Here is a 12,134-nt window from a genome sequence, read left to right on the forward strand (position 1 = left end):
CGGACCATTCGGTGATAAGCAATCCGAAACCGACTTTCAGGGAAACGCCGAAGCGGGCAGTACGGTATCGTTATGGGAAGTAGTCCGAATAAATACTCAATTTTATATATAATCGTTTACAAAGAAAATGGTATGGATTATAATTGTTGTATGACAAGTTGTTATAAATAAACTAATAACTTGTATGACATGAATTTTGAAGGATGAATCCTCGACTTGCAAGCAAACCAAAATGGAGGCGTAGAAATGAAAGCCGGACTGTACGTTGGTGAAAAAACAGTTCAATCAGCATTGATCGATAAACCAATACCAGGTGAAGGCGAGGCTCTGATTAGGGTAGCCTATGCCGGGATTTGCGGAACAGACATGATGGTCTTTTCGGGAAAGCATCCTCGCGCAAAAGCTCCGCTTGTGATGGGGCATGAGTTTAGCGGAATCATTGAATCCATTGCAGATCATGTGAGTTTCAAGCCAGGGGACCGGGTGACGGTGGAACCGTATTTGACCTGCGGGCGGTGCGCGGCGTGCCGTGCAGGTCAATATCATGTTTGCGCTACATTGAAGTGTATCGGCATTGATAAGAACGGGGGATTCAGTGAGTATGTAGCGGTCCCGGTGGATCGTCTTCATCATCTGCCTGACAATGTATCCGACGATGAGGCTGCATTAGTGGAACCGCTTGCGATAGCCGTGCATACAGTGCGCCGTTCTAATCTTAAGGTAGGAGACAGTGTAGCGATATTAGGAGCGGGACCCATTGGCTTGTTAATTGGATTGGTAGCAAAGCAGGCGGGGGCCAGTGAAATATTTATCTCGGACATAAGTCCATTTCGTTTGCAATTTGCTAAGGAACTGGGTTTTATTTGCGTTAATGCCAAAGAAACGAATATCAAGGAAGTCGTGCTTGCCCGAACTGATGGAATTGGAGCCGATGTCGTATTCGAAGTAGCGGGTACTCAGAGCACGGCTAAGCAGATGGTTGAATGCATCAAATTTCAAGGGACGATTGTCGTAGTAAGCGTATACAAACAAGCGCCGGTTGTTGATTTGGCCGCGATGCATTTCAGGGAGATATCTTTGACGACGACTAGATGTGCTAATTCGAACGATTTTGCCACAGCCATTCAATTTATGGAAAAAAAGCTCATTGATGTACGTCCCTTGATATCTCACAGGTTGCCGATCGAACAGATCAAGCAAGGTTTCGGATATATGGAGAATACGGAAATTTCGATGAAAGTTTTATTTCACCTATAATTCAGGAGGAATTTTATATGTTATTGAGCTTAAAAGGCAAAGTGGCTGCCATCACCGGAGCTACTCGCGGTATTGGACGTTCCGTCGCACTCGGTATGGCAGAAGCGGGAGCGGATATTGCGCTGCTTCAACGTTCCCCGGAGCAAGAAAACGTGAAGCGGGAGATAGAACAATTGGGCGTGAGATGCGTCATAATTCCATGTGATATAAGTAATTCGCAGCAAGTTAAAGAAGCGGTGCCGAAGGTAGTGGAAAAGCTCGGCCAAATCGATATTATGGTTAATAATGCCGGTATCCAGCGCCGCTCGCCGGCCGTTGATTTTTCCGAAGAAGATTGGGATGAAGTGCTGCAGGCCAACCTGAAGGCCGTATGGATACTTTGTCAGCAGGCGGGCAGATATATGGTTGTGCAAAAAAGCGGGAAAATTATTAATATCGCATCGCTGGTTTCTTATCAAGGAGGAATTTTCGTCCCTGCATATGCATCCGCGAAAGGCGGGGTTGCGCAATTAACGAAAGCATTGGCCAACGAATGGTCTTCGCAAGGGGTTAATGTAAATGCCATCGTGCCGGGTTACATAGCTACCGATATGAATGAGGCGCTGATGAAAGACCCCGTTCGAAGCAGGCAGATTTTGGAGAGAATCCCTGCGGGCAGATGGGGGAAGCCGGACGATTTCAAAGGGCCTGCCGTATTCCTTGCATCCGATGCGGCACAATATATTCATGGCCATTTGCTGGCCGTTGACGGAGGCTGGTTGGGACGATAATTACTTTGAGCTCGGGTAAGCGGAAGGACGAGGGTGGTGTTTACGTGTTCCAACACATGTTATATAATGAAGAGAACTTGTAAGACATGTTTGGAGATGGTCAGGAATGAGCATTAAATCCATTCAGAAAAATAATATCGTAAACAGCGTCTTTGAACAAATGAATGAACATATTCGCAGCGGGAAATGGAAGGTAGGCAGCAAAATTCCATCGGAAAGCAAACTTTGCGAAATGTTCCAGGTAAGTCGGGTCAGCGTAAGAAGCGCTATTCAAAAGCTGCGCGATATGGGAGTTGTAGTCACTCATCAGGGCAGAGGAACGTTCGTATCGGAGATGCTGAACGACTTTCATTTTATGGATTCCGGGCCTATCATGCACCTGAGCGAGAAGGAATTTTTGGATATGCTGGTATTCCGTCAGACCGTGGAGTTCAAAAGCATGGAGCTTGCGGCGCAGAACGCGACGGAAGACGATTTTAAAGAGATTGAGAACATTTTAAATGTGATGATAAATAACCGTAATAATTATAAAAAGTATACGGAAGCCGATTTTGAGTTTCACCTTGCTATCGCCAAAGCCTCGAAGAATGAAGTCTTCCATAAAGTAACCAAAGGGATCAAAGAACTGTATATTTTTTATCTAGGGGAATTAAATCGGGTTTTTGGTGTGACTATCGAAAGTATCGAAGTGCATATTAACTTGTACAGATTGCTTCAGAAGCGCGACAGTGCCGCGGCGCAGCAAATATTGAAAGAAGCCATGGAAGACAATATTCCCAAATTTAAGCAACTGTTGAAATCAAATAGTTAAAATGGCCCCAGGTGAGGCCATTCATTTGCCGAAACATGTAGGACGACTAACAAGAAATTATAGATAAGGAAGATACGGATGAACAATGTAAGGATTGAGAATGTAAAAGTGATTTTAACAGCCCCCGGCGGGATTGATTTGGTTGTTGTGAAAATCGAGACGAACAAACAAGGATTGTACGGACTTGGCTGTGCGACATTTACACAAAGAATTTACGCAGTGAAATCGGCAATAGAGCATTATTTAAAGCCATTCTTAGTCGGCAAGGATCCGTCCAGAATAGAAGATATATGGCACAGCGCAAATGTAAGCGGTTACTGGAGGAATGGGCCGATTATGAATAATGCCTTGTCGGGAGTCGATATGGCTTTATGGGACCTGAAGGGGAAAATAGCCGAGCTGCCGGTATATGAGTTGCTGGGAGGAAAATGCCGTGACGGGGTTGCACTCTACCGGCATGTGGACGGAAGCGATGAGACCCAAGTAGAGCAGAACGCAAGAAGGTTAATGGATGAGGGATATCAATACCTTCGGGTGCAAATGGGGATGTATGGCGGTTCCGGCACGGAGGATACTCGCCTTATTGCCAGTGTCATTTCTCGCGCGACGAATATTCAAGCGAAGCGTTCCCCGGAAAACAGACAGGAAGGAGTGTACTTCGACCCGGAAGCATACGCGAAAAGCATTGAGCATTTATTTGCTCATCTGCGCTCAAAGCTTGGTTACAATATTGAACTGATTCACGATGTTCATGAAAGAGTTGCACCCATCGAAGCGGTCCGATTGGCCAAAAAGCTCGAGCCGTATCATCTGTTCTATTTGGAGGATCCGACTTCCCCGGAGAATCTGGATTGGATAGAGATGATCCGGCAGCAGACCTCCACCCCTATCGCGATGGGCGAGCTGTTTACGAATGTGAACGAGTGGAAGCCTTTGATATCAAACCGCCATATTGACTTTATACGTGCTCATGTGAGCGCTATCGGCGGCATAACGCCGGCAAAGAAATTGGCGATTTTCGGGGAGTTCTACGGTGTCAGAACAGCTTGGCACGGGCCCGGAGATATTTCGCCGGTAGGCGTCGCGGCTAATCTGCATTTATCCATCAGCACGCCAAACTTCGGTATACAGGAATGGACACCGCTAAATGAGCAACTGCATACCGTATTCCCTGGGTGCCCAATAGTTCGGAATGGCTACGCCTATGTAAATGACCGTCCTGGACTCGGCATCGATATCATAGAGGAAGAAGCCGCTAACTATCCGGTTCAGGGAACGATACCAACTTGGACGCTCGCGCGAACACCGGACGGTACTTCGGCAAAACCGTAAGGAAATTCTAAAAACTAATTGGGGAGAGGTAAAAATAAATGAAAACATGGTGGAAAACGGCAGTATCGGGTTTAGCAGTTTCTTGTCTTCTCGTTTCAGTGATCGGATGTGGGGGCCAACCGAGCAATCAACCGTCCGCTCAATCCGGAACTGCGGGAAACAAGGATATACAGGAACGTAAAATTAAACTGTCCATCGGCTTGGTTGAAGAGCATCCGGAAGGAATAGCGGGAAAGAAGTTCAAAGAAATCGTGGAGAAAAACAGTGGAGGGAAATTTCAGGTCAGCGTCTACTTCAACAATCAGCTTGGTGATGACAAAAAAGTGGCTGACTCTCTTGCTTCAGGCACTTTGGAATTCGGAGTCATCTCTACTTCTCCATTGACTGCAAGCGTGAAAGAATTCGGTGTTTTCGATTTGCCGTTTGTGTTTAATACAGAGAAAGAAGCCGATGCCGTCTTGGACGGTCCGGTAGGTAAATCTTTGCTTGACAAACTGCCCGCTCACCGCATAGTCGGCCTTGGCTACTGGGAAAACGGTTTCCGTAACCTTACCAACAGCAAGAGACCTGTGGCCACTCTGGAGGACTTTAAAGGATTAAAAATAAGAACGATTCCGAACGAAGTTCATCTTGACGTATTTAAGGCTATAGGAGCAAATCCTACACCGATGCCATTTACGGAATTATTCACGGCAATGGAGTCGAAAACCATCGATGGACAGGAAAATCCGTTAACCGTCATTGAATCGAACAAGTTTTATGAGGTTCAGTCCTATTTAAGTATTTCCAAGCATTTATATACTCCCTTTATCTTCCTGGGCAGCAAAAAATTTTGGGATCAGCTCTCCGATCAAGAAAGGAAAATCATTCAAGATGCAGTCATCGAATCCGGCAAGTTTGAACGTGAACTGATCCGGGGAGAAAACAAAAAATCGCTCGATAATTTGAAAGCAAAAGGGATGAAAGTATCCGAAATTTCCGAGGCGGAAACGAAGAAGATCCAGGATGTTGTGAAACCTGTGATCGATAAGTACTCGAAAAGCCTTGGCGAGGACCTGGTAAAGCAAATGATGGATGAAATTCAAAAAGCAAGAGGACAAAAGTAATCGACTGATAAGAGTCTGTGGAAACGGACGAAGCTGGTAAGCTAAACTGCTTCGTCCCGCTTCTCTTTCAAACGAACATGAGGGGGACCCCATGAAAAGATGGAAAGTGGTTGTTACGGATTCGGAGTATGAGGATTTGCGGTATGAAAAATCTTTACTGAATATGGATCCTATCGATCTCGTTTCGGCTCAATGCCGTACCGAAGATGAAGTCATCGCTGTATGTCACGATGCAGATGCAATTATGAATCAGTACGCTCCGATCAGCCGAAAGGTTATTCTGGCGCTGAACAACTGCAAGGTGATAACCCGGTACGGCGTCGGAGTGAATACGATCGATCTGGATGCAGCGACAGAGAAGGGGATATGTGTAGCCAATGTCCCGGACTATTGCGCGGACGAAGTATCCGATCATGCATTAGCTCTGATGCTCAGTTGGTTGAGGAAGGTTACCGCTGCCAATCGTGCAGTCAAGAGCGGCGAATGGGATTATAAAATGACGCAGCCTATTTACCGTCTGAGAGGGCGTACGTTGGGGCTTGTCGGATTCGGGAAAATACCTCGAGCCCTTGCCGAAAAAGTGAAGCCGCTCGGCCTGAACGTGATTGCATACGATCCCTATTGTCCTTGCGAAATAGCGGAGAATGGGGGAGTCGCTCTGTTATCATTGGATGAATTGTGCCGGGAGGCGGACATTATTTCCGTTCATGCTCCCTTAATGGCATCTACCGAAGGGATGATCGGAAAACGGCAGTTTGACCTGATGAAGTCGGAAGCCATTATAATCAACACATCACGCGGTCATGTGATTGATGAAGCGGCCTTAATTGAAGCCTTGCGAAATAAACGGATTTCAGGAGCGGCTCTTGATGTGGTGGAGTACGAGCCGATTCATTGGAACAACACGCTACTAACCATGGACAATGTTATACTTACTCCACATATGGCTTGGTATTCCGAGGAAGCGATTTCCGAATTGCGCCTCAAGGCTGCAATGGGAGTGCTGGATGTGTTGATAGACGGCGCATATCCCAAGTATTTGGTTAACAAAGATGTGAAAAAGAAATCCTTGTTATCGGAATGCCATTCGGATAAGCGTTATAGCTCCATTGTAAAATGAATCAATAAAGTCGGGAATATCAGGGGCCAATGAAGAGAAGAGCGAGGAGTGATGATTGTGGCGAAAATAATCAAAGGGATAAGCGGCATGCTGAATTTTTTCATAGCTGCTGCCATCTCCTTGATGACCATATTCGTGTTTGGAAACGTTGTATTGAGATATGTTTTTAATTCCGGGATTACTTGGTCGGAGGAACTGTCGAGGTTTTTATTTATATGGATGATTTTTTTGGGATCCATTCTCGGGCTAAAAGACAATGAACATCTGGGTGTGGATATGCTTGTAAAGAAGCTCTCCGCGAAGGGCAGGAAGTTATTATATGTCATCAGCAATCTTCTCATAATGGTTACGCTTGTGCTCTTGTTTGACGGCAGTTGGAAGTTAACGATGATTAATTTGGATCAAACCGCTCCGGCAACGGGAATGCCTTATTTCTTTATTTATGGAATCGGTCTTGTCACAAGTGTCGGCATGATGATTATCGTGCTGGCCAATCTGTATCGGGTTCTGTCTGCTTCGCATGATGATAATGATTTCGTTATGACTACGGATTCCGAAGAGCTTACCCTGCAGGAGGAGCTTGAACATGCGGAAGGGGAAGCAGAAAGCGAGATGCCGCATAAGGTCAATCGGCTGGCAAATGGAGGGACTTTCAGATGACTTTAGCGGTATTTACCGTTTCGTTGTTGGGAGTAATGGCTTTAGGGGTTCCGATCGCCTTCGCGCTTTTAATAAGCGGATTGGCTTTGATGCTGGTCATGAGTAATTTCGACACGCAAATTCTGGCTTCCAACTTGTTCGATGGTGCCGATAATTTTGCGCTTATGGCGATTCCTTTTTTTATCCTTGCAGGCGAATTAATGAACGCAGGAGGAATCTCCAAACGAATTATTAATTTTGCCATGGCTTTCGTCGGCCATTTTCGCGGGGGACTTGGATACGTAGCTATCATTGGAAGCGTTATATTTGCGGGATTATCCGGTTCTGCAGCTGCCGATACGGCCGCGTTGGGAGCCATTTTAATTCCAATGATGGTGAAGGCGGGTTATAATCGCAGCCGCTCGGCAGGTCTGATTGCAGCAGGAGGAATAATTGCGCCTGTCATCCCTCCGAGCATCCCAATGATCATATTCGGGGTGACAAGCGGCGTATCGATTTCCAAACTATTTATGGCGGGAATCATACCGGGGCTTTTTTTGGCCGTCGCACTTATCATTACCTGGACATGGATCGTGCGTAAAGATAAAGTGGAGGTTCAGCCGCGGAAATCACCAAAAGAAATGTGGCAGGCAACACGAGCAGCCATATGGGCACTGCTGCTTCCGGCGATTATCATTGGCGGCTTGCGTGGCGGGATTTTTACACCTACGGAAGCGGCAGCCGTGGCGGCGGTCTATGCCTTGGTCATTGGATTGGTAGTGTACCGGGAGTTAAAGCTGCAGCAGTTGTACAAAGTATTGATCGCAGCCGGGAAAACAACGAGTGTGGTCATGCTTCTGGCTGCATCTGCGATGGTGTCGGCTTGGTTAATCACGGTAGCTAATATACCAGATCAAGTCAGCGTTCTTCTTACTCCTTTTATTGCAAATAAGGTTCTGCTGTTGCTTGTCATTAATGCACTTGTATTTATTGTAGGTACGGCAATGGATTTGACGCCTACAATTTTGATTCTGACTCCCGTGTTGATGCCGATTATACAACATGCAGGTATTGATCCCGTTTTTTTTGGTATGTTGTTTGTGCTCAACAATTGCATTGGTTTGCTGACACCACCTGTCGGAACAGTGCTTAATGTCGCCGCAGGAGTTGGAAAGGTCGGAATGGACGACGTCATGAAAGGAGTCATGCCATTTTTGATAGCGGAAGTGCTGGTTCTTCTTTTGCTCACGATGTTTCCTCAAATTGTTATGGTTCCCCTCGGGTGGCTGCATTAGGCCAGTTTTTGTAAAAATAGTCACTAATCATGATTGATCTGCATGGTTGTCCGGCAGAGGAAGGCGGGGCGCGGCAAGGTTTTTATGGTCAAAAACGGTCTGTTCGACGTTGTGGTTGCCGTCGTCATCTGGCATCCCGTAACGGCAAATCATATCATGAGCAGTTCCAGACTTGCAACCTGCCAAATGTATTTCCGGTCTCACAGACGCAGCGCACACGCTGGCGGAGCTGCTCACTTGGGCCGATTCCAGGCGGATCGGTCAAAGAAGTCCTTGAGTTCAAGGGCTTCTTTTTTTTAAAAAAAATTCGTCAATCATCGATATCGATTTTTCATAAATTATGATCGTGTTTTGACATTTACATTCCAGTTTAAAGGGAGAAACTTCTGGTTCGCCGTCCTGCTTGCTTCCATGATGATCCCCTACGAGGTCACACTTATTCCGCTTTATGTGGAATTTAACATCCTGGGCTGGATTGATACGCTACGCTGTCTCATCATTCCTTCTTTCTTCGGTTCGGCGTTCAATATTTTCCTGCTTCGGCAGTATTTTTTGACAATTCCCTACGATCTCGACGAGGCGGCCATAATCGATGGATGCGGCACGTTTCAGGTCTACTCGCGGATCCTGCTGCCGATTGTTTTTCCCTCCCTGGTAACGGTGGCCATTTTTCAAGCGATGAATGCGTGGACCGATTTTATGGGGCCGGTGATTTTCTTGAACGACCAGCGGAAATACACGCTGACGCTTGGACTTAATCTGTTCCGGAACAGTTATTTGACCGAATGGAACAACTTGATGGCCATTACATTGCAAGCCTGGTGACCGTCGTTCCGCTGATTATTTTCTTCATTGGCTAAAAATATTTGATCGGCGGCATTGCTGCCAGCGTCATTAAGGGGTAGGGGAGGGGAGTATTGGCGGGCTGCAGCAATGTCGGAGGAGATACTAAAGTTAAGACACGAGGGTTTTACCGAGATGAAAATGTCTTCCAATAAGATTTCGCCTGGACCCCTACTGGACAGATTATTTTTTGTTGATTGTTCGAAAATAATCTTTACAATAGGGTAGGGGACTATACTATAATCAAATCGTGAGCTCCGGAAAAATTTGGTTTCCCGATAACCTCGTTTGAAGACGGCCGTCACGAGTTGTTATCGTATTGGGAAAGCCACCGGAGGATCTTAATGAGGTGGAGGTTATAGTCATGTCTATGGAATCACAGGTTTTATCACAAGCCGATCCCAAACGTTGGAAAGCATTGGCTTTACTATGCCTGGCCAATTTTATGGTAATTATGGATACCTCGATTATCGGGGTTGCCTTGCCGGCCATTAAAGATGCGCTCGGCTATACTCAGGAAAGTTTGCAGTGGGTATTTAACGCTTATGTGATTTTCTTTGGCGGTTTGCTGCTGCTCGGAGGCAGGTTATCGGATCTATTCGGACAACGAAGCATCTTCATGTGGGGATTCACGATTTTGACTTTAGCCTCCTTGCTTGCGGGGTTGGCTTGGAGCGACGGAGCGCTTAACGTCGGCCGTGCATTGCAGGGGTTCGGTTCCGCTCTGATTGCCCCATCGGCTCTGACGATCGTCATGATGTTGTTTAGCGGCAACCCCAAGGAACTGGGCAAAGCCCTTGGTTTCTGGGGAGCTTCGGCAGCGGCCGGAGGATCGGCAGGTGTTTTTCTTGGAGGAGTGATTACCGAGTGGCTGAGCTGGAAATGGACATTTCTGATCAACGTCCCGGTCGGTATTCTTGCTTTGCTCCTAGCACCGGGATTATTGTCGAAAGGGATTCGGAGAAAAGGGAGCATTGACGTCGCAGGCGCCATCTTCGTTACGGCGGCATTGGTATTGATTGTATACGGCATTGTTACCGCAGAACACAATGGATGGGGATCGCCGTCCACCTTATGGACGATCATTTCGGGAGCAGTTCTTTTCATTCTGTTTCTCATCATTCAAGCAGTGAAGAAAGAACCGCTTGTTCCGCTGCGAATATTTAAAGCACCTAACCTGGCTGCCGGCAATATCGCCCTTATCATGCTGTCCGGGGGATGGATACCGCTTTGGTATTTCCTCAACCTCTACATGCAGCAGGTTCTGAAATTTTCCGCTTTTGCCGGCGGGGTTGCATTGCTTCCGATGACGATTCTGATTGCGATTTTCATGATGTTCATTACCGGCAAATTGATCGGGAAGTTCGGTATGAAAGCCAATCTGGTGATCGGACTCATTGCTCTTGGGGTGTCGATGTTGCTGTTCTCCGGAAATACGCCAGTGGACGGTACCTTCGTTGCAAATGTCCTTCCGGCATCCTTATTAGGAGCGTTGGGAATGTCGCTCGCCTATATACCGGCAACGATGGCGTCCATGTCGGGAGCCAAGCCGGAAGAGGCGGGGTTGGCATCCGGCCTTGCCAATACGAGCTATCAGATCGGCTCGGCCATCAGCCTCGCTATCATGGTTGCGATTTCCGCAGGGACGACAGCATCCCAGGCCGGAACCGATACATTAACCGCTTTGAATGCAGGATTTCATCAAGCCTTTTTCTGGTCGAGTATGGTTGCTTTTGCGGGTGCAATTTTAGCAATACTCTTTATCCGTTCGCCAAAACAAGGAGAATCCAGCAGTTCGGTGGCTATATAGTCAGATGATATCTCCAGCCAATCTGCGTGTTGGTTGGAGATTTCCATTAAACTCATTGTATAGGGGGTGGGAGTATTGTATAATACTCTTATTAAGGAGGCGAGTCATATGAGCGTTGACATGGAAATGGTGGATTCAACTATAAGTGAACATGATTCGAATTGCTGTTCTTCCGACGGCTCCGGACGTAAAAGCCATCATTCGGATAAAGTAAAAAACAGTTTGATCAGCCGATTGAATCGGATCGAAGGACAGGTTCGCGGCATTAAAGGGTTAATTGAGAAAGACACGTATTGTGATGATGTGTTGAACCAAATCGCCTCGGTCCAATCTGCTTTGAACGGAGTCGGAAAGCTTTTGCTGGAGCATCATCTCAAAAGCTGCGTTATCGAGCGGATCCAAGAAGGGGACACTGAGGTTTTGGCGGAACTTATGATCACCATGAACAAACTGATGAAGTAACATGTCAAGATCCATCAAGCAGCGTTTGCTGCTTTTTCTTTGAACAAAAATATAGGGTACACGGGTATTGTAAAAAGTTCTTGACTAATAATAGGGTAGCGGGGTATGCTACAAACAAGGAGATTGATGGAAATGAATGCTAAGGAATCGACGAAGTCATTTCCTGAACATCCGGAATTAAGCAGCTTCAATCCAAAGGCAAAGCTCGCTGTCGAACAGAGATTGAACCGGATTGAAGGGCAGGTTCGCGGCGTACAAAGGCAAATCGAGCGGGATGAATATTGCGACAAGATTTTGAATCAGATTGAGGCCATTCATTCCGCTTTAAATGCAGTGGGCATTCTGCTTCTGGCGAACCACTTGAAATCATATGTCTCATACGTCGCAAGCGCGGACCCCAAGAGTAACGAATCCATGACTAAGGAAATGCTAAAAACAATTAACATTTTAATTAATCGAAGGGATGATGAAAAATGAAAAACATCACATTGCAAGTAGAAGGTATGAGCTGCCAACATTGTGTCATTTCCATCGAAGGAGCACTCAAAGAAGTCGGTGCAACCGGGAAGGTCGATCTTAAGAACAATTCGGTGGATGTAGCGTTTGACGAAAATCAGCTTACTATCGACCGCATCAAAGAAACCATCGAAGAACAAGGCTACGACGTCTTGTAATTTTATTCAAAAAAT

Annotated in this window: 13 protein-coding genes; all 13 read left to right on the top strand. The window is 46.4% G+C overall.

Annotated features, from left to right (window positions below; translation table 11 throughout):
• Positions 1-246 precede the first annotated feature (246 nt).
• The 13 genes from MYS68_RS37440 to MYS68_RS37500 all read left to right on the top strand — a co-directional run bounded on the left by MYS68_RS37440 (position 247) and on the right by MYS68_RS37500 (position 12,119).
• A complete protein-coding gene (locus MYS68_RS37440) occupies positions 247-1,257 on the top strand; it encodes a zinc-dependent alcohol dehydrogenase (protein ID WP_248930602.1) in 1,011 nt (336 codons plus the stop codon).
• Between the two features lie 17 nt (positions 1,258-1,274).
• Entirely contained in the window at positions 1,275-2,027 is a 753-nt protein-coding gene (locus tag MYS68_RS37445) for a glucose 1-dehydrogenase (protein WP_248930603.1), read from the top strand.
• A 106-nt stretch (positions 2,028-2,133) separates the two neighbouring features.
• Complete coding sequence (locus MYS68_RS37450) at positions 2,134-2,838, top strand: FadR/GntR family transcriptional regulator (protein ID WP_248930604.1); 705 nt, start codon at positions 2,134-2,136, stop codon at positions 2,836-2,838.
• Positions 2,839-2,916: 78 nt separating this feature from the next.
• The gene (locus MYS68_RS37455) at positions 2,917-4,170 is read left to right on the top strand and encodes an enolase C-terminal domain-like protein (RefSeq protein ID WP_248930605.1); all 1,254 of its coding nucleotides are present in this window, start codon (positions 2,917-2,919) and stop codon (positions 4,168-4,170) included.
• Between the two features lie 38 nt (positions 4,171-4,208).
• Positions 4,209-5,276 (top strand): TRAP transporter substrate-binding protein, encoded by a 1,068-nt coding sequence (locus tag MYS68_RS37460; RefSeq protein WP_248930606.1) that lies wholly within the window; start codon positions 4,209-4,211, stop codon positions 5,274-5,276.
• Between the two features lie 91 nt (positions 5,277-5,367).
• Positions 5,368-6,396 carry a C-terminal binding protein gene (locus MYS68_RS37465; protein ID WP_248930607.1) on the top strand — a complete coding sequence of 343 codons (1,029 nt, stop codon included), beginning with the start codon at positions 5,368-5,370 and terminating at the stop codon, positions 6,394-6,396.
• A gap of 51 nt (positions 6,397-6,447) precedes the next feature.
• Positions 6,448-7,056 carry a TRAP transporter small permease gene (locus MYS68_RS37470; protein ID WP_420852191.1) on the top strand — a complete coding sequence of 203 codons (609 nt, stop codon included), beginning with the start codon at positions 6,448-6,450 and terminating at the stop codon, positions 7,054-7,056.
• Positions 7,053-8,330 (top strand): TRAP transporter large permease, encoded by a 1,278-nt coding sequence (locus MYS68_RS37475; protein ID WP_248930609.1) that lies wholly within the window; start codon positions 7,053-7,055, stop codon positions 8,328-8,330. The genes MYS68_RS37470 and MYS68_RS37475 overlap by 4 nt, the downstream gene beginning before the upstream one ends.
• Before the next feature lie 351 nt (positions 8,331-8,681).
• Positions 8,682-9,155 carry a carbohydrate ABC transporter permease gene (locus tag MYS68_RS37480; protein ID WP_248930610.1) on the top strand — a complete coding sequence of 158 codons (474 nt, stop codon included), beginning with the start codon at positions 8,682-8,684 and terminating at the stop codon, positions 9,153-9,155.
• A 382-nt stretch (positions 9,156-9,537) separates the two neighbouring features.
• Positions 9,538-10,983: an MFS transporter gene (locus tag MYS68_RS37485; RefSeq protein ID WP_248930611.1), complete on the top strand. Its 1,446-nt coding sequence runs from the start codon at positions 9,538-9,540 to the stop codon at positions 10,981-10,983.
• A 126-nt stretch (positions 10,984-11,109) separates the two neighbouring features.
• Complete coding sequence (locus tag MYS68_RS37490; protein WP_248931148.1) at positions 11,110-11,445, top strand: metal-sensitive transcriptional regulator; 336 nt, start codon at positions 11,110-11,112, stop codon at positions 11,443-11,445.
• 132 nt (positions 11,446-11,577) lie between these two features.
• Complete coding sequence (locus MYS68_RS37495; protein WP_248930612.1) at positions 11,578-11,922, top strand: metal-sensitive transcriptional regulator; 345 nt, start codon at positions 11,578-11,580, stop codon at positions 11,920-11,922.
• Complete coding sequence (locus tag MYS68_RS37500) at positions 11,919-12,119, top strand: copper ion binding protein (protein ID WP_248930613.1); 201 nt, start codon at positions 11,919-11,921, stop codon at positions 12,117-12,119. Before MYS68_RS37495 ends, MYS68_RS37500 begins: the two co-directional genes overlap by 4 nt.
• The last annotated feature ends 15 nt before the right edge of the window (positions 12,120-12,134 follow it).

Source organism: Paenibacillus hamazuiensis (assembly GCF_023276405.1).
In the GTDB taxonomy this organism is placed as follows: domain Bacteria; phylum Bacillota; class Bacilli; order Paenibacillales; family NBRC-103111; genus Paenibacillus_AF; species Paenibacillus_AF hamazuiensis.

Coding starts and splice junctions, on each gene's coding strand:
- MYS68_RS37440 (WP_248930602.1), top strand. CDS start 247: ATGAAAGCCGGACTGTACGTTGGTGAAAAAACAGTTCAATCAGCATTG.
- MYS68_RS37445 (WP_248930603.1), top strand. CDS start 1,275: ATGTTATTGAGCTTAAAAGGCAAAGTGGCTGCCATCACCGGAGCTACT.
- MYS68_RS37450 (WP_248930604.1), top strand. CDS start 2,134: ATGAGCATTAAATCCATTCAGAAAAATAATATCGTAAACAGCGTCTTT.
- MYS68_RS37455 (WP_248930605.1), top strand. CDS start 2,917: ATGAACAATGTAAGGATTGAGAATGTAAAAGTGATTTTAACAGCCCCC.
- MYS68_RS37460 (WP_248930606.1), top strand. CDS start 4,209: ATGAAAACATGGTGGAAAACGGCAGTATCGGGTTTAGCAGTTTCTTGT.
- MYS68_RS37465 (WP_248930607.1), top strand. CDS start 5,368: ATGAAAAGATGGAAAGTGGTTGTTACGGATTCGGAGTATGAGGATTTG.
- MYS68_RS37470 (WP_420852191.1), top strand. CDS start 6,448: ATGATTGTGGCGAAAATAATCAAAGGGATAAGCGGCATGCTGAATTTT.
- MYS68_RS37475 (WP_248930609.1), top strand. CDS start 7,053: ATGACTTTAGCGGTATTTACCGTTTCGTTGTTGGGAGTAATGGCTTTA.
- MYS68_RS37485 (WP_248930611.1), top strand. CDS start 9,538: ATGTCTATGGAATCACAGGTTTTATCACAAGCCGATCCCAAACGTTGG.
- MYS68_RS37490 (WP_248931148.1), top strand. CDS start 11,110: ATGGTGGATTCAACTATAAGTGAACATGATTCGAATTGCTGTTCTTCC.
- MYS68_RS37495 (WP_248930612.1), top strand. CDS start 11,578: ATGAATGCTAAGGAATCGACGAAGTCATTTCCTGAACATCCGGAATTA.
- MYS68_RS37500 (WP_248930613.1), top strand. CDS start 11,919: ATGAAAAACATCACATTGCAAGTAGAAGGTATGAGCTGCCAACATTGT.